Here is a 24208-nt window from a genome sequence, read left to right as displayed (position 1 = left end):
TTTGCCCGTCCCCTGCTGGGGGTAAGCTGGCCGGATGACGTTCCTCCCTGGCCGCCCACTCCCCGCCGACCCGCAGGCCTCCTCGGAGCGCACGCTGTACCACGCCCAGCGGATGTCCGGCGAGATGGGCACCATGACCCGCGAGGGCGGCACTTGGCAGTGGGGTCTCCTGCGAAGCGTCTGGCCGGACGCATACGGCAATGGCGGCTGGAACGACCTGAAGACTTGGCTGAGCAAGTGAAATCCCCCACCTGCCTAGTGGCAGGTGGGGGGAGTCTTACGAATGAACGGGAATCCCGCCTGCCCAACGTCGGGGGATTTTAGGCAGGCTGTCGAGGAGCTTGCGTCGTCGCTTACCTGAACTCGGCGGGAAGGTGGCGATTAGCAGCATGACCCACAGGCAACCGTCGAAGCGGAACAGCCATTCCCAGGCCGGAGCGGGCAAGAAGACGGTAATCAGTGCGACCAGGGTGGCCACGTTCCAGAGTCGGTCGTACAGGTACATGTTCTGGCGGAGCCAGCGCCCCGCGATGAAGCCCATCAAGTACAGACCAATCATGAAGAGGATCCCTGGGAAGCTTTCGGAACCGAACTGAGCCCAGATGTTGATGCCGCAGTTGAAGCCCGCAAGTACCCGAGAGACGCGGAGCTTGATTTCGTAAGGGCTCATTGCGGTTTTACCCAGATGGGGAAGGCCTTGATCCCACGCTCGTATGCATGGAGCACTTGGCCATTGGGAAGCGTGATGTATGGGCGCCAGATGAGAATGTGATCTTCTTTGCCGGGCGGGGGTTGTGGTTTTTTCCGTGTCATCTTCAGCCCTCTTTCGGGGACACCGGATTGAGGTGTCACCGGATGAAGAACATGACCCCTCCCTGAAGGGGGTGTCATTGCTGACCATGGCACTGCGGTTTATACTCTCAGTGGACGCCTCGACAACGTTCTGAGTTTTGAACATCGCAGTACCAATGGCCTGGGGATGCCAATGAGTATCTACAGGCCTTTTTCCATTGGCCTCTCCTGAGTGCCCAAAAACTAGCCAAACGAGTCTCGCCGGTAGAGCCCTGTGCTCTCCGGCGTTTTTTGTGTTTGGCGGGTTCGTGCTCACTGCCATAGAGTTTGCCCGCCGCGTCCTCGAATGTCAAGCGGAATTCAGTAGGCTTAGGTACTCGGATACATGGAAAGCTGCGGAAAATGCGAGGTACTGGTGCGCTCAGGGGGTCAGAGAATTTTCTGATACAATAATTGTGTACCCGGGACGAAAAGCTCACTTCAGCAGTCTTTTTCGCGTCCTGAGGCACGAGGAGGTCAGTATGAAACCTATCCTCACACCTGGCAGCCACCCAACTGCACTCACTTCACATCGGTTTACTTCTCCCGCCATGTCAAACCTTCTATACTTGCGTGCATCATCCGAGGACATAGGTTCTCAGCCAGCGGGCCTCTGCTAGAGAGGCTGACTACCTACTCCACATCTGAGTCCGTCGCACGGCAACCGACAGGCCCAACTCGGATCCATTGGAGCAATCACCATGACAAAGAACAGAACCACTAGGTCTCCCGGCGAGATCCTGCAGCAGGAGCTTGCCAACAGAGGGATGACCAACACCCACCTGGCCGAGCTACTCGGGCGATCTGCCCAATACGTGACAGACATCATCAAGGGCAAGAAGGCAATGGACGTGGATTTGGCCATCCAGCTTGAACTCGCTCTTGGAGGCCATCCCAAAGCCACCGACTGGATGGCTGCCGCAGTCGACTACCACCGTGCGAGTGCAAAACCGACGCGTGTCGCTATCTTGGCAAAGCATGAATTCGCCAAGCAACTGGTCAAACTCAAGTGGATTGATGGCACACTTCCACCTGAGGAACTTGATGAGCGCCTTCAAGAATTCTGGGATCTCGAGCGTAAAGTCGTCGTGAACTTCAAGCGCTCTGGAGCTGGCCTAGCCATGAATGACGTGGCCAAACGTGCATGGACCATCGAGGTGTACCGCCGTGCAATGAGCCGGGAGTGCCCCAAGTACGACAAAACCCGATTCCCTGACCTGCTTGCTGATCTACAGAAATTGATGGATGACGAGAGGAAGGTAGGAAAGGCACTGACTATCGTCCAGAAGTACGGCATCCGGGTGGTCATTCTCCCCAATCCGGAGAAATGCCCTGTCGACGGCGTGGCGTCATACAACGATGGATGCCCGTACTTGGGACTGTCCATGCGTATCGCTCGTCTGGATAGCTTCTGGTTCGCCCTCATGCACGAACTGATGCATATCCACAACGAGGATAGCCAAATGCCGGCCGATACCATCGACCGAATTCCCACGAATGACCGGCGTGAGCAGAAAGCTAACGAGATGGCCCGCAACGCCCTGATCCTGGATAAAGAGTACGAAGCGTTCGTGGAACGCGGCGTATTTACTTTTAGTGCAATTGAAGCCGCTGCTGCTTCAGGCCATCATCCTGTCCACCCCAGCATTCTGTTGGGGCGTCTCAAGAACGACCTTTATCTCGACTGGAGCCAGTTCGCTCGTGAACATCCAAGTGTTCGTGATCTCGTGATGCAGACTGCTACAGCCTAATCATCAAATGTGAGGCGCTGCCCTTAGCTTGGGGCGGCGCCTGTTTATCTTTCTACACACTCTGCGTGTGGATATATTTGTATCAACTCTCAAGCCGGACGACCGATGTCCAGCAGGTGTCATAGCCTCTCCGCCTTCCGGCTGAAATCCGGCAACTCGTCAAGAAGCAGCGGGCCCCGGTAAGCGAGGCTGACCTCGCCCGGCCTACGCTAGGGTGGGGGCGTTGTTGTCATTCCGGAAGCTCCATCGCTTCACGAAACCGAAGGGCGAAAACTTAGGACCCGCCCTACCCTCAGGCATGAACACACTCAACACCCTCACCCTGAACTCCATCGACCTGTACCAGCGCTGGCTCTCCCCACTCAAAGGCTTCCGCTGCGCACACGCCGCATTCTTCGGCGGAGAATCCTGCTCAACCGCCGTCCGGCGACTGGTCAGCGAACACGGCCTGGTAGGCGGCCGCGCAGACATAGCAGCGCGATTCCAGACCTGCCGGCAAGCGTACGGACACCTCCTCAGCACCCAGGCAACCGGGGGACGAATCCAGGGCGTCTGCTGCTGCGGCCCACTGCCCATCCCCTTCCGCTGCGGCTGACAGAAACGCAGTAACATGCTTCCACCAGCTACAGCACGACCGTGACAGCCAGCAACGGTTATCTACCTTGAAAACTCGCGTGGCAGAATGCAGTTCGGACAGACGGGCTGAACGTCAGCCGCCCCGCGCGCCGTCAGGGCGAGGGGCAGGTCAGGGGGCGCACGTTGAAGTGCGCGCCCTGAGCGTTGTTAGGGGGTGTGGAGGGCGCCCCGACCTTCGGGGAGGCTGGGGATATCGCCACAAGTCGGCGAACTCCTGCGTATAGCGCCATTCCGACAGCTCAGCGGGGTATGGGGATTCCTTGAGCGGGTCTTGATCCTTCAAGGTCGTCCCATGTGGGTCGGATGGGGGGCTCACGCTGGCGGCCTAGGCTGGCGTCACCCACAATTCAGACCGACCGGGTGAAGTCGGTGAGGGCCAGCCCCGCCTCAGGCGGGGTTTTTGCTGTGCAGTAGGGAATGGCGGTCCTCGGCTCGGATCGGGGTGCAGTGCAAGATGGAGGTTCGTTCAGGGTTGCCTGTAGTGCCGCTGAAGGTTCCATGCAGGGGCCTTGAGGGGGCCGTCATGGGCTTGTGACGGGTCGGGGCGCACACTGCTCGTATGAACCTGCTTCTGATCATGGCGGCCCTGACTCTCCTGATCATGCTGGGTGCCTTCGTTGCGCTCACGCGTGACGACCGCGCGCTGCTGCGGGAGCAGGAGGACCTTCCTCTCGACCTTCGACCCCTGCGGCCCCGCAACCGGCGGGTGGCGGATCCCGAGCACTACGGTCAGGCGGCGGACTGATCGCCGGGTTGTCGGGGGAAGCTGATGAGGCGCGTGGGGTGGCCGTCCGGGCCTGCCCGACGCGCCGCTTCATTACGCCCACAGTAGAATGGGGGTTATGACCTCCGCCGCCCCCGATACCCTGGTGCTGATCGACGGCCACGCCCTGGCGTTCCGTTCGTACTTCGCCCTGCCGCCCCTCACCAACCGGCAGGGCGAGAGCACGCACGCCATCCTGGGCTTCCTGCGCCTGACCCTGCGGCTGGCGCGGCAGCGCAGCAATCAGGTGATCGTGGTGTTCGACCCGCCGGTCAAGACGTTCCGACACGAGCAGTTTGAGGGGTACAAGGCCGGGCGCGCCGAGATGCCCGCCGACCTGCCCGGCCAGATCGACCGCATCCGCGAGATCGTGGACGCCATCGGCCTGCCCCGACTGGAGGAACCCGGTTACGAGGCGGACGACGTGATCGCCAGCCTGACCCGCAAGGCCGAGGGCACCGGCATGCAGGTGCGGATCGTCACCAGCGACCGCGACGCGTACCAGTTGCTGGACGACCACGTGCGCGTCATCACGAACGACTTCCGACTGATCGGCCCGGCCGAGGTGCTCGAAAAGTACGGCGTGACGGTGGGGCAGTGGGTGGATTACCGCGCCCTGACCGGCGATGCCAGCGACAACATTCCCGGCGCCAAGGGCATCGGCCCGAAAACGGCCGCGAAGCTGCTGCAGGAGTACGGCACGCTGGAAGGCATCTACGCCGCCGCGAAGGCCGGAACCCTGAAACCCGACGGGACGCGCCAGAAACTGCTGGACTCCGAGGAGAACGTGCAGTTCAGCCACGCGCTGTCGTGCATGGTCACGGACCTGCCGCTGGACGTGGAACTCGGCACCGGGCGGCTGCCGGGCGACCCGGCCCGCCTGGAAGCGCTGCTGGACGAATTGAACCTCATGAGCGTCAAGCGTGACGTGGCCGCCCTGGACGCCGCCGACGCCGGCACGACCCCGCCGGACAGCGTGCACGACGTCGCCCACCAGACCGCGCCGCACGACGAACCCGCCGCCGACCCCCTGCCGGACCTGAGCACGGAAACGGCCCCCTGGCAGGCCCCCACCGGGACGGTCATCTGGGGCTACGCCCTGTCCCGCGAGGACGACCTGACCGCCGCCCTGACCGACGCCGCCACCTTCGAGGCGACCGGCGACCCCGCCGCCGGGGAGTACCGGGGCGTGCTGCGCACCGCGCCCACCCACGAACCCCCCCAGTGGAAGAAAGCCGAGGTGTACGCCCCGCCCGGCGGTCTGTTCGACCAGCCGGACACGCCCGCCGCGCCCCTGACGAAAACGCAGCAGAAAGCCGCCGAGAAAGCCCTGAAAGACCAGGAGAAGGCGGCCGCGAAACTCCGCGCGCAGTACCCCGCCACCGTCAGCGAGACCGAATTCGCCGGCCAGCCGACCGTCACGGCCGCCGCCGCCAAGGCCCTCGCTACGCACCTGCGCGTGCGCGGCCTGGACACCGAACCCGGCGACGACCCCCTGCTGATGGCGTACCTGCTCGACCCGGCCAACACCACCATGAACGCCGTCACGGGGCGGTACCTGAACGCCCCCTGGCCCGACGACGCCGCCGGGCGCGCCGCCGCCACCGCCCAGCTGCTGCACCTGCTGCCGCCCCTGCTGGACGACACCCGCCGCGCCCTGTACGACGACATGGAGAAACCCCTCTCCGGCGTGCTGACCCGCATGGAAGTCCGGGGCGTGCAACTCGACAGCGACTACCTGCGCGGCCTGTCCGCCGCCACCGCCGCCCGCCTCCAGATCCTCGAAACGCAGATCCACTCGCTCGCCGGACGCGAATTCCAGATCCGCAGCCGCGACCAGCTCGAAGCGGTCCTGTACGACGAACTCGGCCTCGCCAGCGGCAAGAAGACCAAACTCACCGGCAAGCGCAGCACCGCCGTCGCCGCCCTCGAACCCCTCCGGGACGAACACCCCATCATCCCCGCCCTGCTGGAATACCGCGAACTGGAAAAACTGCGCGGCACGTACCTCGAACCCCTCCCCAACCTCGTGAACCCAGCCACCGGCCGCCTGCACACCACCTTCGCGCAGGCCGCCGTCGCCACCGGGCGCCTCAGCAGCCTCAACCCCAACCTCCAGAACATCCCCATCCGCAGCGACGCCGGCCGTGAGATCCGTAAGGGCTTCATCGCCGCGCCCGGCATGTGCCTGATCAGCGCCGACTACTCACAGATCGAACTGCGCCTCCTGGCCCACATCGCCGACGACCCCCTGATGCAACAGGCCTTCCAGGAAGGCGCCGACATCCACCGCCGCACCGCCGCGCAGGTCCTCGGGCTCGACGAGGCCACCATTACCCCCAACCAGCGCCGCGCCGCCAAGACCGTGAACTTCGGCGTGCTGTACGGCATGAGCGCCCACCGCCTGAGTAACGACCTGGGCATCCCCTACGCCGACGCCGCCGGCTTCATCGAAACGTACTTCAACACCTACCCCGGCATCCGCGGCTACATCGACCGCACCCTCGAATTCGGCCGCCAGCACGGGTACGTGGAGACCCTGTACGGCCGCCGCCGCTACGTCCCGGAACTCGTCGCCACCAACCGCACCCTCCGCGAGGCCGGAGAACGCCTCGCGTACAACATGCCCATCCAGGGCACCGCCGCCGACATCATCAAACTCGCCATGATCAGACTCGACCGCGAACTCCAGGGCACCGGCGCGCACCTGCTGCTGCAGGTCCACGACGAACTGCTCATCGAAGCGCCCGAAGAGAAAGCCGAAGAGATCAGCCTCCTCGTCAAAACCATCATGGAAGGCGCCGCCAGCCTCAAAGTGCCCCTCGCCGTCGAGGCAGGCACCGGCCCCAACTGGTACGACACGAAGTAAGGGGGTGGGTCGTGGGGGGCAGGCTTTGGGAATAGCCCGCCCCCTCACGCTTTCTTATGCGTCTGCCGGATTTCCGCTGCCCCGGCGTACCCTGCGCGCATGGCCATCAAGGCTGTCTTCTGGGATATCGGCGGGGTGCTCCTCACGAACGGCTGGGACCGCGAGCAACGTGCGGACGTCCTCTCACGTTTCGGACTGGACCTGACCGAATTCACTGAACGGCACAAACTGGCCGCGCCGGAACTCGAACTGGGCCGCATGACCCTCGACGAGTACCTGTCGCAGACGGTGTTCCACGCCCCGCGTGACTTTACCCGCGAGGATTTCCGCGCCGCCATGGAAGCCGAGAGCCGCCCCCACGACGACGCCCTGGCCCTCGCCCGCGATCTGAGCGGCCGGTACCGCATGTACACCCTGAACAACGAGGGCCGCGACCTGAACGACCACCGCATCCGCACCTACGGCCTCAACGACTTCCTGCTGGCGTTTTTCACGTCCTCCACGCTGGAACTCATGAAACCCAACCCCGCCATCTACCGCGCCGCCCTCACGCTGGCCGCCGTCGCCCCGCACGAGGCCGTCATGATCGACGACCGCGCCCAGAACACCGAAGCCGCCCGCCGGGTCGGTATGCACGCCATCCGCTACGACAACGCCGCGCAGCTCCGGGAGGAACTGGCGGCGCTTGGTGTGAAGTAGGGGAGGGTGTGATACGGATTCCGTTTGTTTCGCCAACAATCCGGAACTTCACCGGATTGCCAGCTCCACGTCCGGAACCCGTTTTTCTCCTTCTCGCATCCGCTCGGATTGAACAGGCTTTGCAGCCCATTCAATCGGAGTCCGTATGACCCCATCCCTTACTGCGTCAGGAAGGCCTTGACCGCGCCGAGGCTGCCAGTGTCGAGCAGGAGCTTGCCGCTGGGGCGGTGCAGCAGGGCGGGCGTGCGGGCCAGGGCGTGCGCTTCGGCGAGCCGCGCGAAGGCGTCGGGTTGTTCCTGGCGGTGCAGGACCTCGATCTGGGTGTCGAACGCGCCGCGCAGGGGCAGGGCCAGCATCCGTTTCAGGGTCTCGCACTGCGGGCACTGGTCCTGCGTGAACAGCACGAACGGCCGGGTCTGATCGGTGTCAGTCATGCGCGACCGCCGGGCGTTCGGGCCAGAGTTCCGCGAAGTCCTCGTCGGCCAGGGGTTCCACGTTCAGTTTGGCGTAGCTGCTGCCCTTGGCGCTGAAGAAGTCGTGCGTGGTGCCGCGCGTGCGGATGCCGTTCAGGACGACCGGGTTGATGTCCTCGTCCGGGAAGCGGCGTTCCAGGCCCAGGTTGTCGGCCAGTATGTTGAAGTTGAAGCGGATGAAGCGCCCCACGTCCTCGGTCAGGCCCACCCGCGCGTACAGGGTGTCGGTGTACGCCAGTTCGTTGCGGTACAGGGTGTCCAGCGCGCCGTCGAACCACGCCAGGGCCTCGGCCTGCTGCGCGTCGTTCAGGGCCTCGAAGCGTTCCTGGGCCAGCAGGGCCACGTACACGCCGTGCACGGCCTCGTCGAGGATGATCAGGTTGAAGATCTCACCGGCCGACACCATGCGGCCCTGCCCGGCCATCAGCAGCGGGTAGTAGAAGCCGCTGTAGAACAGCGCCGTTTCCAGCATGCACGACACGACCATCTTGCGCCACAGCCCGAAGTCGCTGGTATCCGGGTCGGCGAACACGTCCCCAATGAACGCGATCTTGAATTGCAGTTGCGGCTGCGCCTCCACCCATGCGAACACGGCGCGTTCCTCGGTGGTGGACAGGAACGTCTTGTTCATCAGGCTGTAGCTGCGGGCGTGAATGTCTTCCATCATGCCCTGGAATTGCAGGGTCGCCTTGCGGATGTGGCCCGGCACCAGCCCACGCAGGGCGGGCATGCCGACCTCGCCCTGCAGGGTGTCCAGGGCGTTCAGGCCGGCCGAGGCGTGCATGTACGTCCAGCGTTCGGCTTCGGTCAGGGACTTCCAGACGATGGCGTCGTTCGACAGCGGAATCTCTTCCGGGAACCACAGTTGCGAGGTGTACTTCTCGTAGAACGTGACCGAGAAGCTGTCCTCGGGTTCGCTCCAGTTCGTGGCGGTAAAGGGGGTTCGGGTCATGGGAGTCTCACAGGGGGGTGGGGGTGTGCTCCCTCTCCACTGGGGAGAGGGTCGGGGTGAGGGGTGTTCTGGTCAGACGACCCGCCGTCAGACGGCTCAACTCAGACGGCGCAGCTGAGGCACTCGTCGATGCTGACCTTGCGCAGTCGCGTGTAGTACAGCGTTTTCAGGCCCTTGGCGTAGGCGTACAGGTAGTAGCGTTGCAGGGTGCGGGTGGTGGCGCTGCTGGGAATGAACAGCGTGCAGGAGATGCCCTGGTCCACGTGTTTCTGCGCGGCGGCGACCGTGTCGATCACGCGGCGCTGGTCCATGTCGTACGCTTCCTCGTAGAACCACTCGGTCAGTTCGCTCAGGTGCGGCATGGGGTAGATGGTGCGGGCCTTGTTGCTGGTGCGGGTCTCGACGCGTTCCGTGATGGGCATGATGCTGGCCGACGCGTTGCTGACGTAACTGATGCTGCCAGTGGGCGCGATCGCCATGACGAACGAGTGCGCCAGCCCGTGCGCCTGGATGTCCTGCACCAGCTGCGCCCAGTCCTCGCGGGTGGGCAGCTGGTGACCCTCGAACAGCGCGGCGACCTCGGGCGTGCGGGGCGCGAAGTCCTGGGTCAGGTACTGCGCGAAGTGCTCGCCGCTCTGGTAGCGGCTGCCCTCGAAGCCCCGGAACACGAAGCCCGTGTCGCGCGCGATCTCCATGCTGGCGCGGCGGGCGTGGTAGTGGACAGCCGCGAAGTACACGTCCACGAACTCCAGCGCCTCCGGGCTGCCGTACGCGATCTCGTTCTTCGCCAGGAACGAGTGCAGGCCCATGGCGCCCAGGCCGATGGAGCGCATCTCCTCGTTCGCGCGGCGCACGGCGGGCACCTCCGTGATGCTGGTGGAGCGGGCCACGTCGTCCAGCATGCGCACGGCGGCGCGCACCACGCGGCCCAGGTCGCCACTGGCGACACTCTGCTCAATCACCAGCGACGCGAGGTTGCAGCTCACGTCCAGACCCACCTGATCCTGGCTTTCCTTGCCGTACGCGTGGAAGGTGCTGGGCAGCGTGGGTTGCAGGATCTCGCTGCACAGGTTGCTCATCTTGATCGTCCCGACGTTCGGGATGGGGTTCACGGCGTTCGCGTTGCCCTCGAACAGCAGGTACGGGTAGCCGCTCTCGCCCTGCGTGACCGCGATCTCCTCCATGACGCGCCGCGCCGACACGCGCTTCTTGCGGATGTCCGGATTCGCGACCAGCGCGTCGTACTCGCGGGTCCAGTCGATGCTCGTGAACTCGCGCCCGGTCGCCTGGAACAGCGAGTGCGGGTAGAACTGGTAGATGTCCTCACCGGCCCGGACCTTCTGCATGAACACGTCCGGCACGGTCGCCCCGACCGACAGGGTCTTCAGGCGCGCGTCCTCGTCCGTGGCGATCTTCTTGGCGCTCAGGGTGTCCAGGAAGTCGGCGTGCATCACGCTCAAGTAGATCGCCCCGGCGCCCGGACGCTGCCCGGCCTGATCGGCGTAGCGCAGCATGTTGTCCAGCATCTTCGCCACGCCCATCACGCCCTTCGTGACGTTCTGGATGCCACGCAGACTCTCGCCACGCGCGCGCAGGTTGCTGACCTCCACGCCGATCCCGCCGCCGCCCTTGCTGAGTTCCGCCACAAACGACAGCGTCTTCGTGATGGAATCCAGGTTGTCCGTGCAGTCCTGCAGGAGGAAGCAGCTGACCAGCCGCCCCGTGTTCGCCTTCCCGGAGTTCATCAGGGTGGGCGTGGCCGGCGTGAACGTCTGGTTCACCAGATGATGCACCAGTTCCAGTGCCTCCTCGACGCTGCTGCTGCGCGCCAGGGCGGTCACGCTCAGGCGGTCCTCGAAACGCTCCAGCCACTGCTGGCGGTCCGGGGTCATGGTCGCGTACTCGCTGTAGAACTTGAACGCCCCCATGAACGACCGGAACCGGAAATCGTAGCTGTACGCCCGCTGGAACACGGCCTTCACGTCGCGCGGGTGGTAACGCGCGAACACCGCCGGGTCCCACACGCCCTTCTCGGTCATGTACGCGACCTTCTCGGCCAGCGTCGGGAACGTCACGGTATTCGGGTTCACCTTCTCCGTGAAGTACGCCCGCAGCGCCTGCGCGTCATGGCTCGTGTCGATGTGCGTGCCCGAAAGCACCCGGTTGTTCAGTTCAATCCAGCGTTCCATACGTTTCCCCCCCACCCGACAGGTGCGACCGCACCCAGCGCGTGACCTGCTCACGGTCCGAGACCGTCCCACCCTTGTTCAGACGCGCCACCAGCGGCACCCGGAACTCGGAGGCGATCCGGTCCCCCGCCCGCCCGAAATTCTCTCCCCAGTGGTAACTGCCGCTGGATACCACGCCCCGCAGCCCCCCCGCGTGCGACCGCAGGAACGCCGCCGTGCTGGCCGGAACTTCCCCCTGCCCGAACGTGTACGTCAGCAGCAGGAACGGCTCCCCCGGCGCGGGCGGCGCGTCCCGCACGGACCCCACCGGCACGCCCCCCGCCTCGCGCGACACCGCCAGCGCGAACCGGCGCACGTTTCCGGTCAGGGAGTCGAAGACCAGCCTCACACGTCCGCCAGTGGGGGCACCGGCGCCGGCTGCCCATCGTCACCCAGCGCCACCAGCGTGAACGTCCCCGCGCACGCCAGTTCCCTCTCCTCGGAATACATGTCCTCACGGAACACGTCCACCTGCACCGTCATGCTCGTCCGCCCCGCCCGCACGACCCGCGCCACGAGTTCCACCAGCGACCCCTGCGGAATCGGGTTGCGGAACTCCATGGCGTTCAGGTGCCGGGTCACGACCTTGCGGCGGCAGTGCCGGGTCGCGGCAATGAACGCCGCCGAATCCATCAGCGACAACGCCTCGCCACCGAACAGCGTTCCGTGGTGGTTCGTCAGGCCGGGAAAGACGACGTGCGTCACGCGCGTCTCACGCGGCGGCACGGGCGGAAGGCCGCCTTGCGGAAGACGGGACAGGGGCAGGGTCATGGAGCACCTCTGAAACAGGGGAGAAGCGGGGGCAGAACGGAGCAGAGGTGGGTTGTCAGGTGATCAAGGGAAAACCGCCTTGTACCCCTTGCGCGGGGGCCGTGATGTGGGCGTCTCTTCGCTGGGCGAGCGTTCGGACTGAGGACCGTGGCGCGACCGTGCCGGACTGAACTCCCCTGTGGGAGCGTGACCGGACTTCCCTCTGTTCCCGCGAAGTGCTGCCGGGTGGCAACGACAGCGCGGAGTCTACATGTAGTACGTGGTCAGGTCAAACGCACCTGCACATGCAAGATCTTGACTGAGCGCCCGGCGTGTCCCGCACTGAAAGACCCCCGTGACGCCCCACGCGGCATGATGCCCCGGTGACGTTCCCCGCCCGCCTCCTGCTGACCCTGCTGTGCGCCGCCCTGCCCCCCGGCGCCCTGGCCGCCGCGCCGGCCGCCCCACCACCCACGCAGACGGCAACGAAGGTGCCCGGCTACGTCCTTCAGGGGATGCCGCTCGTCCGGCAGACGTACAACGCCTGCGGCCCCGCCAGCATCACGCAGGTCCTGGCGTACTTCGGACGGCAGGTCAGCATGGCCGACGTGAGCCGCCAGACCCGCCCCACCGACCGCTCGTACATGACCGCGCAGGCCATCGTGAACTACGCCCCCAGGGTCGGCATGCAGGCCCGGCTGTTCACGGGCGGGAACCTAAACACCGTCCGGAACGCCATCCGCGCCGGGCTGCCCATCATCGCGCTGCAATCGCACATCACCGAAACCGGCACCGTCATCCCGCACTGGCGGGTACTGGTCGGGTACAACGACGCGACCGGGCAGGTGTACATCATGGACCCCCTGCTGGGGTACGTCGCCATGCGCTACAGCGACATGGACCGCGTCTGGGCCGGCCAGCGCGGTCAGTTCGCCGTGCTGTACCCGCCCACCCTGGTCGGGACGGTCCGCAAGGTCATCGGGTAACGGGGCCGCTCAGGTGCGCCCCGCCGGGGCACTGGCCGTTCGTACACTGACGGCATGCCCATCCGCCGCCTGACCGCGCTGCTCCTGCCTGCACTGTTCTTGCCCGCCCTGCTGGGCAGCTGCGCGCTGCTGAACGACCCGCGCAGCAGTTTCAACGCCGGTCAGACCTGGATCGTCACGGGACAGGACGGCCCGATCTCTCTGCGAACCGTGGCCCGCACCGGCCTGTTCAGCGACGAGATCGCCACCGACCGCACGAAACTGTTCTGGCAGGACCGGCCCGTGCCGAAGCTCACGACCAACCAGACGGGCCTGTTCGCCGCGCGGATCCTGTTCCCGAACACCGCGCCGGTCATCACCCGCGAACCGCAGAGCGGTGAAACCATGATCGTCTGGAATGCCGGGCAGCCGGGCGCGCTGTACACCTGCCTGATCCGTGACGGCGGCCCGCCCCGCACGCACGTGTACGGCGACCTGATCCGCTCGTACCTGCAACAGGACACCCCGCTCGGTCAGTGCGAGGCCGTGCTTCAGGATTGAGGTCATACGGGCTCCGATTGAATGGGCTGCAAAGTCCTTTCAATCCGAGCGGATGCGACTCGTAGAGCTGCCCCGCAAAGGAGGAGAAAAACGGGTTCCGGGCGTGGAGCTGGTAGATCGGTGGTGTTCCGATCTGTCGGCGAAACAAACGGAATCCGTATCAGTCCTGGCGGGCGGGCCACTCCAGGGCCAGCAGGGCGTCCACGGTCTCTGCGACTGTCAGGGCGTTGCTGTCCACGACTGCCCAGCCAGCCTCGCGGAACAGTTCGGGCGGCATCTGCCCGTACAGCCCGTCGATCAGGGGAACGAGCACGGACGTGTCGTACGTCTTGTTCGTGCGGGTCCGGTTGCGTTCATGCGCGACCTCCAGGGTGGTGTACAGCCGCACCGGGCGCACGTCCAGACCCTCCCAGTGGCGCGCCATGAACGCCAGATCGTCCGGCCACAGCACGTCCTCAACGGCCACCGCGAAGCCCTCCTGCGCGTACAGGCGGGCCGTCTGCGCGGCCGACGTGCGGGCCAGCGCGAACTGCCGCACAGCCTCCGGCGGGTGATCCAGCGCCGGCTGCGCCAGCCCGGAGACCACCTGCTCACGCAGATCGTCGATGGACAGGTGCAGCCCGAACGGGAAGCGGCCCAGCAGTGCCGCCGACACCGTACTCTTGCCCGCCCCCGGACTGCCGCTGAGCACCCAGATCACGCCGCTCATGCCGGGCAGCGTAGCGCAGCCCCCACCCACGCCCTTCCTCAGGTGCGGCATGAACGGCGGCAGTTTGACCGGCGACTGGCGGCGGCTGTCCGGGTACCGGTCAGATCAGGAACACGCCGTCTTCCTGCACGACCTCGCCGTCCAGGCTCAGGCGGCCGCCCTGGCGCAGGTCGGTGATCAGGTCCCAGTGGACGGCGCTGGCGTTCACGCCGCCCGTTTCCGGGTAGCTCTTGCCGATGGCGAGGTGGACGGTTCCGCCGATCTTCTCGTCGAACAGGATGTTCCCGGTGGGCACCTGAATGCCGGTGTTCGTACCGATGCCCAGTTCGCCCAGGCGGCGCGCGCCGGGGTCGGTGTTCAGCGCGGCGTGCAGAGCGCTCTCGCCCTCTTCGGCGCTGGCGTTCACGACCTGCCCGGCTCGGAATTCCAGGCGGGCGCCGCGTACCATCTGACCCTGGTACTCGGCGGGCACGGTGAAGGTCACGATCCCTTCGGCGCTGTCCTCGTGCGGGCCGGTGAAAACCTCGCCGCTGGGCATGTTGCGCCGCCCGTCGCTGTTCGCCCAGGTGCGTCCGCCCACGCGCAGGGTCAGGTCGGTGCCGGGCGCCTCGATGCGGACCACGTCGGCGCGGGTCAGGCGTTCGATGAGGCGGGCCTGGGTAGCGCGGACCTCGGCCCACGCGGCGACCGGGTCGGGCCGGTCGAGGAACATGGCGCGCATCACGAACTCCCCGAACTGCGCCTCATTCATGCCGGCCTGCGCGGCGGCGTGCGCGGTGGGGTACAGCGTCAGGCTCCACTTGCGGCGGGCGCGGGCGGCGGCGACGGGGGCGTTCGCGGCGAGCAGGCGGGCGCGGCGGGCGGCGTCCACGGGGTGGGCGGGGGTGGGCGTCAGGACGCGCAGGCTGCCGTCCAGGGCTTCCACGTCGTTCAGGTCGGCGGGGTGAATGGCGTCCAGCACGGCGTCACTGGCGAGTTCCGCAAAGTCCTCCTGCTGGCCGGGGTAGTCCACGCGGACCACGGGCCGCGCGCCGCGCGTGAGCAGGGCGCGGGTCACGGCGCGGATCAGGGGCGTGGCCTCCTGCCCGCCCGCGACGAGCAGGCGTTCGCCGGGCGCGGCCGACAGGCAGTAGTCGGCCAGCAGGGCCGCGTGAAGGTCCGGGTCGTACGCCAGCAGGTCGGCGTGGGGAGTGTTTGTTTGCACGTCCGCGAGGCTACCACCCGGCGCGCGGGGTATCCTCGCCGGATATGACGGCCCCCGCTTCAACCGCGCTCGACCCCCTGAACACCGCCGTACTGACGATCGCCTGCCCGGACCGGGGCGGGATCGTCGCGGCCGTCTCGCAGTTCCTGCACAACCACGGCGCGAACATCATTCACAGTGACCAGCACAGCACGGACCCGCAGGGCGGCACGTTCTTCATGCGCATGGAATTCCACCTCGCGGGACTGGACCTGGCCCGCGAGCCCTTCGAGCGGGCGTTCGCGAACGTGGTCGCCACGCCGTTCGAGATGGACTGGAGCGTGCACTACACCACGCAGCCCAAACGCATGGCCGTACTCGTCAGCCGGTACGACCACTGCTTCCTGGACCTGATGTGGCGCAAACGCCGGGGCGAACTGAACGTGGAGATCCCGCTGATCATCAGCAACCACGAGGACCTGCGCCGTGACGCGGAGATGTTCGGCATTCCCTTCCATGTCGTGAAGGTCACCAAGGAGAACAAGGCCGAGGCGGAGGCCGAGCAGGTGCGCCTGATGCACGAGGCGAACGTGGATTTCGCCGTGCTGGCCCGCTACATGCAGATCCTGAGTGGCGACCTGCTGCGTGACTTCGGGCGGCCCGTGATCAACATTCACCACTCGTTCCTGCCGGCGTTCGTGGGTGCCAATCCGTACCGCGCGGCGTTCAACCGGGGCGTGAAACTGATCGGCGCGACCAGCCACTACGTCACCGAGGAACTCGACGCCGGGCCGATCATCGCGCAGGACGTGATTCCCGTCACGCACCGCGAGACACCGGACACCCTGATGCGCCTGGGCCGCGACGTGGAACGGCAGGTGCTGGCCCGCGCCGTGAAAGCCCACGTGGAGGACCGCGTGCTGGTCCACGGCAACAAGACCGTCGTGTTCTGATCCGGCATGAGCAGGGTGTGGCTGTGAGGTCTGCCCGCACGTCCCGCCGCGCCCGTGTCCCTTGAGCTTACCGATCGGTCAGGTTAGGCTGTCGGGCATGGCGACCCTGTACCTCGTGCTGCTGACCCTCCATAACCTCAACCGCTGGGTGATCCTGCTGACCGGCCTGTGGGCGCTCGCGCAGACCATTCCCGGCCTGAGCAGTGGCCGACCCTTCACGCCCGCCGATCGCCGACCCGTCGTGGCGTTCATGGGCAGCCTGCACCTGCAACTGGTGCTGGGCCTGATGCTGTTCGCGTTCATGGGCATGCAGAACATCCCGGTGTTCGCCGGCGCACCCCGCCCCAGCTTCCAGTGGGAGCACCTGGGCCTGGGTGTGCTGGCCGCCGTGTTCGCCACGCTGGGCAGCGTCCAGAGCCGCAAGGCCGCCACCGATCCCCTGAAATTCCGCGCGGCCGCCCTGTGGACCGGCCTGTCCATGATCGTCATCCTGGCGGGCATTCCCTGGTGGCGCCCCCTGCTGCGCTTCTTTAACCAGTAAGCGCGCCCTGCTGTGCCCGGCCCCCTTCCCGCGTGGGCGGGGGCCGGTTCAGACCGGGGTGGGTTGGTCGGTGGTGCGGGGCGCGGCCGGCGTGTCCGGTCGGGCGGGTGGGGCGGGGCGCAGCAGGGCCAGCGCGACCCGCAGCCGCTCGGCCGGGCGGGGCAGGGCCGCGCCGAGCAGCAGCGTCCGCGCCAGCCAGCCCAGCCGTCCCCGCAGGATCAGGTGCAGGTGCCCCGCCCCGGTCAGCGGTGGCGGGGCGTGCAGGTGCGTCACGGCGTTCCAGTGGCCCAGGCGCACGCTGCGCGCCGTCCACTGGCCGTCCGGGACGGGCCGCGCCTCGCGGCGGCGCAGGGCGCGGGCCACGTTCCTCCCGGCGTGATCCCCCTGCGCCGCCGTGCGGACCGCCCAGACGTTCGCGGGGTCCGGCACGCGCAGGGTCGCGTCGGTCAGCAGGAACCCCTGCCCGTCGCGCGGCAGGCTGTCCGTGCCGGGCAGGACGGGCGGCGCGGCGTCGGCCGTCACGGTCAGGTCCGACGGGTGCAGCCGGCCGTACTGGTCACGCACCCCGTCGCTCGCGGTGTGGACGGCGCGCGTCAGTTCGTGCGCGGTCACCCCGGCCGCCGCCAGCGCCGCCCGCACGGGTGAAGGCCCGCCCGGCCGCCCGCCGGGCAACTCGCCACTGCACAGCAGGGTCACGCTGAGCGGCGCACGTGCCGGGGCGTGTCGCCGCTGCCGCTCGCACGCGGCGAGGGCCAGTTCCACCCCGGTCCCGTCGCTGTCCAGCACAGTGAGGCGGGCCGCCTGACGGGCCTCGAGGTGCGCGGCGAGCGGGCCGGTCCGGAAGTCCGGGCGGGCCTCGCTGAGGATCAGGTGATCGAACCCCACCCAGTACGGGTCGTGATCGGCGCGGCTCACCTGCAGGCGCTGCATGGTCAGGTCCGCCTGTGTCACGCGGCCCACCAGCACGGTCGCGCGTGGCAGCAGCCGACGCAGGGGCGTGCGGTTGGCCTCTGCTGGCAGGTGCCCGGCCAGCACGTCGGCGTTCAGGCCGGGCGCGCGGAAGTCCGGCGTGTCGCTGATCACGCTCAGGTGCAGTTCGCCGCTGCGCACCGCCCGCCCGCAGGCACGCAGGATCGCCCGGTACGCGGCCAGACCGGCCGGGCCGCTCCCCACGATCACCACCCGCGTCACCAGGGAACGGCCGGGCGGCCGGTGGGATGGCAGGCAGGCGGGCCGGGTGGGGGGGGTGGCGGGCATGGCAGGAACCTCCAGGGTCAGGCGGCGCGGTGAGCGGCCGGGGGTGGGAACGGGCAGTGGCGTGTCCAAGTCTGCCCGCCGGGGCGTTAATGCGCCGTTAGCGGACGCCCCTGCCTGGGCATGCTGCCGTGCACACCATGACCGGACCGTGATCGGCTGGCGGTCAGGTTCGCCCGTCCCGGTCGGGTGGAGCCGCTGCCGCGCAGTACGGCACGCGAAAAACCGCCACTGGCCGCGTGGGCGGGGTGGCGGTCGGCAGGGGAGGGTGGGGTCAGCGGGCGGGTTCGATGATGACCTTGCCGGTCGTCTTGCGGTCCAGCAGGTCCTGGAAGGCGCGGGCGCTGTCGGCCAGGGCGTAGGTCGGGCCGACCTGCGGCGTGACCTTCCCGCTCCCGACCAGTCCGGCCAGCGCCTGCGCGGCCTGCATGGTCGCGGCGCGGTCGTTCATCAGGCTGGTCAGCCACAGGCCCGTGACGGTCAGGTTGCGTTTCATGAGTTCCACGGGGCGCAGGTTCGCCTGCTCGCGGCTGGCGTTCCCGATCACGATGATCCGGCCCTGCGGGGCGGCCATGTCCAGGCTCTCCTGGAAGCGTTTGCCGCCCACGACTTCCAGGATCAGGGGCACGCCCTTCCCGCCGGCCGCGTCACGGACTTTCTGCACGCGGTCCGGGTCGTCCTGGAGGATGGTCACGTCGGCGCCCAGGTCGCGGGCCAGCGCGAGTTTCTCTTCGGTGCTGGCCAGCGCGATCACGTGCATGCCCATCGCTTTGGCGAGCTGGATGCTGGCGGTGCCGAGCGCCCCGGCGGCGGCCTGCACGAGCACCCACTCGCCTTCCACGCCGCGCCCCAGGGTTTTCAGGCCGTGGTACGCGGTGAAGTACGACACGGGGAACGCGGCGGCCTGCGCGCCGCTCAGGTTCTCCGGGACGGGGATCAGCCCGGCGGCGTTCACGACCGAGTAACGGGCCAGGGCGCCGCTGCCGCCCAGCGCGGCCACCCGCTGCCCGACCTGCACGCCCGTGACGCCCTCGCCGAGGGATTCGACGATTCCGGCGAATTCCATGCCCGGCGTGTACGGCACGCGGGTGCGGGTCAGGTACTCCCCGGCGACACTCAGGACGTCCGCGAAGTTGATGCCGACCGCCTCGACCTCGATGCGGACCTCGCCGGGGCCGGGGGTGGGGGCGGGGACGTCCTGGAGTTCCATCACGTCTGGGGGGCCGAGTCGTTCGACCCGGATGGCCTTCATGGATTCACTCATGACCCGCAGCATACCCGACTGTCACCCCGAAAGTGAACGTTGACGTACACCTTGAACGTCAACGTGTTTGACCGGGTTCAGGAATCGTGAAAAGCTAGGGGCCGAACCACAACCCACCCCCCACCCATCAGGAGGCCCTACCGTGAGCACCCCCGATTCCAGCAGCCAGCCCAGCCTCGTGCAGCAGTCCCGTGACGGCAACGTCCTCATCCTGACCATCAACAACCCCCCCGTGAATGCCTTCTCACCCGGCGTGCCCGAGGGCCTGAAAGCCGGACTGGACGCCGCCGCCGCCGACGACAGCGTGACAGCCGTGGTCATCATCGGAGGCGGGCGCACCTTCGTCGCCGGGGCCGACATCCGCACCTTCGACCTGCCCCGCGAGCAGTCCCCGGACCTGCGCGGCACCATCGAGAAACTCGACGGGTTCACCAAACCCACCGTCGCCGCCATTCACGGCACCGCGCTGGGCGGCGGTCTGGAACTCGCCATGGGCTGCACGTACCGCGTGGCCGTGCCCGGCGCGCAGGTCGGTCTGCCCGAGGTGAAACTGGGCGTCCTGCCCGGCGCCGGCGGCACGCAACGCCTGCCCCGCGTGGTCGGTGCGGCCAAGGCGCTCGACATGATGCTGAGCGGCAACCCCATCAAGGCCACGGAAGCCAGCCAGCTGGGCCTGATCGACCGCCTGATCGACGGCGACCTGCTGGCCGGCGCGGTCGAGTTCGCCCGCGAGATGGCCGACGCCCGCCCCCTGCCGCGCATCAGCGACCGCAGCGTGCCCGGCGCGACCCCCGACGTGTTCGCGGCTGCCCGCCAGGGGATCAAGAAAACGCACCGTGGGCAGCTGTCGCCGTCGCTGATCGTGGACCTCGCCGAGATGGCCGCCACCGTTCCCTTCCAGGAAGGCTGGGACGCCGAGGCGACCAAGTTCATGGAAGCCAAGGACAGCCCCCAGAGCCGTGGCCTGCGTCACATCTTCTTCGCCGAGCGGGAAAGCGCGAAGATTCCCGGCATCACGAAGGACACGCCCACCACGGAAATCAGGTCGGCCGGGATCATCGGGGCGGGCACCATGGGCGGCGGCATCGCCATGAACTTCCTGAACGTCGGCATTCCCGTCACCATCGTCGAAACGCAGCAGGAAGCCCTGGACCGCGGCCTGAGCGTCATCCGCCGCAACTACGAGAACACCGCCAAGAAAGGCCGCATGAGCATGGAGGACGTTGAGGCGCGCATGGCCCTCCTGACCCCCACCCTGGACATGGGCGACCTGAAAGACGCCGACATCATCATCGAGGCCGTGTTCGAGAACATGGACGTGAAGAAGGACATCTTCACGCGACTCGACGGCATCGCCAAGCCCGGCGCGATCCTGGCCAGCAACACCAGCACCCTGGACGTGAACGAGATCGCCAGCGTCACCAGCCGCCCCGAAAGCGTGATCGGCCTGCACTTCTTCAGCCCCGCCAACGTCATGAAACTGCTGGAGATCGTGCGTGCCGAGAAGACCAGCGACACCGTCCTGGCGACCAGCATGGCCCTCGCCAAGCGCATCAAGAAAGTCGGCGTGGTCGTCGGCGTCTGCGACGGCTTCGTCGGCAACCGCATGGTCCACCGCTACGGCGACGAGGCCCGCCAGATCGTCGAGGAAGGCGCCCGCCCCGAGGACGTGGACGCCAGCATGAACGCCCTGGGGCTCCCCATGGGACCCTTCCAGATGAGCGACATGGCCGGACTGGACATCGGGTACGCCATCCGCCAGCACCAGGCCAAAGTCGCCGGGCAACCCAAACCCGACGGCTGGCTCGACCGGATCGTCGAAACCGGCCGCAAGGGCCAGAAGACGCAGGGCGGCATATACGACTACGACGAGACCCGCCGGCCCATCCCCAACGCCGACATGCAGAAACTGATCGAGGACTACCGCGCCGAGAAGGGCATCACGCCCCGCGAGATCACCCAGGAAGAAAGCACCAAACGCCTCGCGTACTCCCTGGTGAACGAGGGCGCCAAGATCCTGGAAGAAGGCATCGCGCAGCGCGCCGGGGACATCGACGTGATCTACATCTACGGGTACGGCTTCCCCGCCTACCGTGGCGGCCCCATGCAGTACGCCAGCGAACAGGGGCTGAGCAGCGTGGTCGCGGACCTGGAGAAGTACGGCCAGACGCCCGCGCCCCTGCTGAAACGACTGGCCGAGGAAGGCAAGACCTTTGCCCAGTACGACGCCGAGAAAGGCCGCTAAAGTAACCCCCCGGTCCGCCCGGCCCCACCGGAAAGGCCAGGGCGGACCTGTTCAAAGCACATGCAGGGGCGACCGCCCCCACCAGCAAGGAGTTCGACCATGAAAGAAGCTGTCATCGTTTCCACTGCCCGCACCCCCATCGGCAAGGCCTACCGGGGTTTCCTGAACGACACGCACGGCTCCGACATCGGCGCGCACGCTGTTCTGCACGCCGTGCAGCGGGCCGGGATCGACCCGTCCGAGATCGAGGACGTGATCATGGGCGCCGGGAACCCGGAAGGCGCGACCGGCAGCAACATCGCCCGGCAGATCGCGCTGCGCGCCGGATTCCCGGTCAGCGTGTCCGGCGTGACCGTGAACCGCTTCTGCTCCAGCGGCCTGAACACCATCGCGCTGGCCGCGAACCACGTGATGGCCGGTCAGGGCGACGCGTTCGTGGCGGGCGGCCTGGAAAGCATCAGCCTGACGCAGAACGAGCACGCTAACCAGTACCGCCTGCGCGGCGAATGGCTGACCGAGCACAAGCCCGAGATCTACATGCCCATGCTCCAGACGGCCGAGATCGTCGCCAAGCGCTACGGCATCAGCCGCGAGGCGCAGGACGAGTACGCCCTGATGAGCCAGCAGCGGACGGCGGCGGCCCAGCAGGCCGGGCTGTTCGAGCATGAGATCGTGCCCATGACCGCCCGCATGAAGGTGCAGGACAAGGCCACGGGCGAGATCAGTACCCGCGAGGTCACGCTGAGCCTCGACGAGGGGAACCGCGCCGACACCACCCTGGAAGGCCTGAGCAAACTGAAACCCGTCATCGAGGGCGGCGTGATCACCGCCGGGAACGCCTCGCAACTGTCGGACGGCGCGGCCGCCGTGGTCGTCATGAGCGGCGACATGGCCCGCGAGCGTGGACTGGCCCCGCTGGGTCTGTTCAAGGGGTTCGCCGTGGCGGGCCTGGAACCCGACGAGATGGGCATCGGTCCCGTGCTGGCCGTCCCGAAACTCCTGAAACGCCACGGCCTGAGCGTCGATGACATCGACCTGTGGGAACTGAACGAGGCGTTCGCCGTGCAGGCCCTGTACTGCCGGGATACGCTGGGCATCGACCCCGCCAAGTACAACGTGAACGGCGGCGCGATCAGCGTCGGGCACCCCTACGGCATGAGCGGCGCCCGCCTGACCGGGCACGCCCTGCTGGAAGGCAAACGCCGGGGCGCCAAGCATGTGGTCGTGACCATGTGCGTGGGCGGCGGTATGGGCGCAGCCGGTCTGTTCGAAGTGCTGTAAGCATCGTCGGGAGGAGGAAGTGGGCTGTGGGGGTGACCCTGCGGCCCGCTTTCTGTTGCAGGGTGTCGTGACCCCTCACCCGCCCCTTCGGGGCGCTCTCTCCCCAGGGGAGAGGGTCGGGGGCTGTGGCTCCTGCTGTCGGCTCGTCACAATCGCTTAACGTCAAACGAATTAGAATGTGGGTATGACCACCACGCCCCTCACCCCGCACGGCCTGCACCACGTCACCGCCGTCACCGCCGACGCCCGCGCCAACCTCCAGTTCTACACCGGCGTCCTCGGCATGAGACTCGTCAAGAAAACCGTCAACCAGGACGACGTCACCGCCTACCACCTCTTCTTCGCCGACAGCGCCGGCACCCCCGGCAGCGACCTCACCTTCTTCCAGTGGCCCGTCCCACCCGAACAACCCGGCAACAACAGCGTCACCCGCACCAGCCTCCGCATCCCCGACGGCACCCTCGACTGGTGGCACGCCCACCTCAGCGCCCACGGCCTGACCGTCACCCCCACCACCCGCCACGGCCGCCCCCACCTGGACTTCAGCGACCCCGAAGGCCAGCGCCTCAGCCTCGTGCAGGGCGGCCCGCACGGCACCCCCTGGGCAGGCAGCACCATCCCCACCGACAAACAGATTCACGGCCTCGGCCCCAGCGAACTGACCCTCCCGAACCTGTTCCCCACCACCCGCGTCCTCGAACGCGCCTACCACATGACCCCCGCCGGCACGTACCCCGACCCCGAACAACCCACGCGCACCATCCACGTCTACGCCATGCAGGAAGGCGGCCCGCACGCCGAACTGCACCTGCGCATCGACCCCGCCCTGCCCCCCGCCCGCCCCGGCGCCGGCGGCGTCCACCACATCGCCCTGCGCGTCCAGGACGACCAGTACCACGACTGGAACACCCACCTGACCAGCCTGGGCCTGCGCACCAGCGGCGAAGTGGACCGCCACTGGTTCCACAGCATCTACTACCGCGAACCGCAGGGCATCCTGATCGAACTCGCCACCGACGGCCCCGGCTTCACCGTCGACGAACACCCCGACCGCTTAGGCGAAACGCTGATCCTCGCCCCGTTCCTCGAACCCCGCCGCGCCCAGATCGAAGCCGGCCTCACCCCCCTCAACTGAACACCCACGACAGAGCCGCCCCCACCGTTGACTGGTGGGGGCGGCCTTCACCGTTCAGAACTCATACGGATTCCGTTTGTTTCGCCGACAATCCGGAACGTCACCGGATTGCCAGCTCCACGTCCGGAACCCGTCTCTCTCCTTCTCTGCGGGGCAGCTCTCCGA

At 67.2% G+C, this 24208-nt stretch carries 23 protein-coding genes and 1 pseudogene; 13 read left to right on the top strand and 11 right to left on the bottom strand.

What is annotated here, in order from left to right; genetic code table 11:
* The first annotated feature begins 34 nt into the window (after positions 1-34).
* The gene (locus CBQ26_RS13590; protein WP_088249164.1) at positions 35-241 is read left to right on the top strand and encodes a hypothetical protein; all 207 of its coding nucleotides are present in this window, start codon (positions 35-37) and stop codon (positions 239-241) included.
* Positions 242-277: 36 nt separating this feature from the next.
* Here CBQ26_RS13590 and CBQ26_RS13585 read toward each other — a convergent pair whose 3' ends face one another.
* Positions 278-670, bottom strand: a complete 393-nt coding sequence (locus CBQ26_RS13585; RefSeq protein ID WP_088249163.1) for a hypothetical protein — start codon at positions 668-670, stop codon at positions 278-280.
* 928 nt (positions 671-1598) lie between these two features.
* Here CBQ26_RS13585 and CBQ26_RS21395 point away from each other — a divergent pair.
* Complete coding sequence (locus tag CBQ26_RS21395; protein ID WP_172418083.1) at positions 1599-2582, top strand: XRE family transcriptional regulator; 984 nt, start codon at positions 1599-1601, stop codon at positions 2580-2582.
* A 119-nt stretch (positions 2583-2701) separates the two neighbouring features.
* On the opposite strand, the pseudogene CBQ26_RS22555 reads toward CBQ26_RS21395, so the two are convergent.
* A pseudogene (locus tag CBQ26_RS22555) lies at positions 2702-2779 on the bottom strand (hypothetical protein); the annotation flags it as partial.
* 101 nt (positions 2780-2880) lie between these two features.
* Between CBQ26_RS22555 and yidD the strand changes: the two are divergent.
* The 4 genes from yidD (at position 2881) to CBQ26_RS13560 (ending at position 7549) form a co-directional block, all read left to right on the top strand.
* Positions 2881-3177, top strand: coding sequence for a membrane protein insertion efficiency factor YidD (yidD, locus tag CBQ26_RS13575; RefSeq protein WP_088249161.1), 297 nt, complete (start codon positions 2881-2883; stop codon positions 3175-3177).
* 600 nt (positions 3178-3777) lie between these two features.
* Positions 3778-3963: a hypothetical protein gene (locus tag CBQ26_RS13570; protein WP_088249160.1), complete on the top strand. Its 186-nt coding sequence runs from the start codon at positions 3778-3780 to the stop codon at positions 3961-3963.
* Between the two features lie 97 nt (positions 3964-4060).
* Positions 4061-6850, top strand: a complete 2790-nt coding sequence (gene polA, locus CBQ26_RS13565; protein ID WP_088249159.1) for a DNA polymerase I — start codon at positions 4061-4063, stop codon at positions 6848-6850.
* A 99-nt stretch (positions 6851-6949) separates the two neighbouring features.
* On the top strand, positions 6950-7549 hold the full coding sequence (locus tag CBQ26_RS13560; RefSeq protein ID WP_088249158.1) for an HAD family hydrolase: 600 nt from the start codon (positions 6950-6952) through the stop codon (positions 7547-7549).
* A 158-nt stretch (positions 7550-7707) separates the two neighbouring features.
* Here CBQ26_RS13560 and CBQ26_RS13555 read toward each other — a convergent pair whose 3' ends face one another.
* The 5 genes from CBQ26_RS13555 to CBQ26_RS13535 all read right to left on the bottom strand — a co-directional run bounded on the left by CBQ26_RS13555 (position 7708) and on the right by CBQ26_RS13535 (position 11973).
* A complete protein-coding gene (locus CBQ26_RS13555; protein ID WP_088249157.1) occupies positions 7708-7983 on the bottom strand; it encodes a thioredoxin in 276 nt (91 codons plus the stop codon).
* Positions 7976-8974, bottom strand: a complete 999-nt coding sequence (locus CBQ26_RS13550; RefSeq protein WP_088249156.1) for a ribonucleotide-diphosphate reductase subunit beta — start codon at positions 8972-8974, stop codon at positions 7976-7978. Before CBQ26_RS13550 ends, CBQ26_RS13555 begins: the two co-directional genes overlap by 8 nt.
* A 101-nt stretch (positions 8975-9075) precedes the next feature.
* Positions 9076-11163 (bottom strand): class 1b ribonucleoside-diphosphate reductase subunit alpha, encoded by a 2088-nt coding sequence (gene nrdE / locus CBQ26_RS13545; RefSeq protein WP_088249155.1) that lies wholly within the window; start codon positions 11161-11163, stop codon positions 9076-9078.
* A complete protein-coding gene (gene nrdI / locus CBQ26_RS13540) occupies positions 11147-11551 on the bottom strand; it encodes a class Ib ribonucleoside-diphosphate reductase assembly flavoprotein NrdI (RefSeq protein ID WP_088249154.1) in 405 nt (134 codons plus the stop codon). The genes nrdE and nrdI overlap by 17 nt, the downstream gene beginning before the upstream one ends.
* On the bottom strand, positions 11548-11973 hold the full coding sequence (locus CBQ26_RS13535) for an acyl-CoA thioesterase (RefSeq protein ID WP_088249153.1): 426 nt from the start codon (positions 11971-11973) through the stop codon (positions 11548-11550). Before CBQ26_RS13535 ends, nrdI begins: the two co-directional genes overlap by 4 nt.
* A 362-nt stretch (positions 11974-12335) precedes the next feature.
* On the opposite strand from CBQ26_RS13535, the gene CBQ26_RS13530 reads away from it, so the two are divergent.
* Complete coding sequence (locus CBQ26_RS13530; protein WP_244898044.1) at positions 12336-12938, top strand: C39 family peptidase; 603 nt, start codon at positions 12336-12338, stop codon at positions 12936-12938.
* 54 nt (positions 12939-12992) lie between these two features.
* A complete protein-coding gene (locus CBQ26_RS13525) occupies positions 12993-13478 on the top strand; it encodes a hypothetical protein (RefSeq protein ID WP_088249152.1) in 486 nt (161 codons plus the stop codon).
* Positions 13479-13638: 160 nt separating this feature from the next.
* On the opposite strand, the gene CBQ26_RS13520 is transcribed toward CBQ26_RS13525, so the two are convergent.
* Both CBQ26_RS13520 and CBQ26_RS13515 read right to left on the bottom strand, forming a co-directional pair.
* Positions 13639-14187 carry a P-loop nucleotide/nucleoside kinase family protein gene (locus CBQ26_RS13520; RefSeq protein WP_172418082.1) on the bottom strand — a complete coding sequence of 183 codons (549 nt, stop codon included), beginning with the start codon at positions 14185-14187 and terminating at the stop codon, positions 13639-13641.
* Positions 14188-14287: 100 nt separating this feature from the next.
* Positions 14288-15391: an aminopeptidase gene (locus CBQ26_RS13515; protein WP_088249150.1), complete on the bottom strand. Its 1104-nt coding sequence runs from the start codon at positions 15389-15391 to the stop codon at positions 14288-14290.
* A gap of 44 nt (positions 15392-15435) precedes the next feature.
* On the opposite strand from CBQ26_RS13515, the gene purU reads away from it, so the two are divergent.
* Both purU and CBQ26_RS13505 read left to right on the top strand, forming a co-directional pair.
* Positions 15436-16323, top strand: coding sequence for a formyltetrahydrofolate deformylase (gene purU, locus CBQ26_RS13510; protein ID WP_088249149.1), 888 nt, complete (start codon positions 15436-15438; stop codon positions 16321-16323).
* A 97-nt stretch (positions 16324-16420) separates the two neighbouring features.
* A complete protein-coding gene (locus CBQ26_RS13505; RefSeq protein ID WP_088249148.1) occupies positions 16421-16864 on the top strand; it encodes a hypothetical protein in 444 nt (147 codons plus the stop codon).
* 48 nt (positions 16865-16912) lie between these two features.
* On the opposite strand, the gene CBQ26_RS13500 is transcribed toward CBQ26_RS13505, so the two are convergent.
* Positions 16913-18121 carry an NAD(P)/FAD-dependent oxidoreductase gene (locus CBQ26_RS13500; protein WP_143342115.1) on the bottom strand — a complete coding sequence of 403 codons (1209 nt, stop codon included), beginning with the start codon at positions 18119-18121 and terminating at the stop codon, positions 16913-16915.
* Between the two features lie 271 nt (positions 18122-18392).
* Positions 18393-19382: an NADPH:quinone oxidoreductase family protein gene (locus tag CBQ26_RS13495; RefSeq protein ID WP_088249274.1), complete on the bottom strand. Its 990-nt coding sequence runs from the start codon at positions 19380-19382 to the stop codon at positions 18393-18395.
* Between the two features lie 142 nt (positions 19383-19524).
* Here CBQ26_RS13495 and CBQ26_RS13490 point away from each other — a divergent pair, with 142 nt between their 5' ends.
* From CBQ26_RS13490 to CBQ26_RS13480, 3 genes are all read left to right on the top strand, one after another.
* Positions 19525-21627: a 3-hydroxyacyl-CoA dehydrogenase NAD-binding domain-containing protein gene (locus CBQ26_RS13490; RefSeq protein ID WP_088249146.1), complete on the top strand. Its 2103-nt coding sequence runs from the start codon at positions 19525-19527 to the stop codon at positions 21625-21627.
* Between the two features lie 99 nt (positions 21628-21726).
* The gene (locus CBQ26_RS13485) at positions 21727-22908 is read left to right on the top strand and encodes an acetyl-CoA C-acyltransferase (protein WP_088249145.1); all 1182 of its coding nucleotides are present in this window, start codon (positions 21727-21729) and stop codon (positions 22906-22908) included.
* Positions 22909-23092: 184 nt separating this feature from the next.
* On the top strand, positions 23093-24043 hold the full coding sequence (locus CBQ26_RS13480) for a ring-cleaving dioxygenase (protein ID WP_088249144.1): 951 nt from the start codon (positions 23093-23095) through the stop codon (positions 24041-24043).
* The last annotated feature ends 165 nt before the right edge of the window (positions 24044-24208 follow it).

Source organism: Deinococcus indicus, assembly GCF_002198095.1.
GTDB lineage: Bacteria > Deinococcota > Deinococci > Deinococcales > Deinococcaceae > Deinococcus > Deinococcus caeni.
Note: the sequence above shows the minus strand (reverse complement) of the source record. Positions and strands in the feature narration are given on the sequence as shown.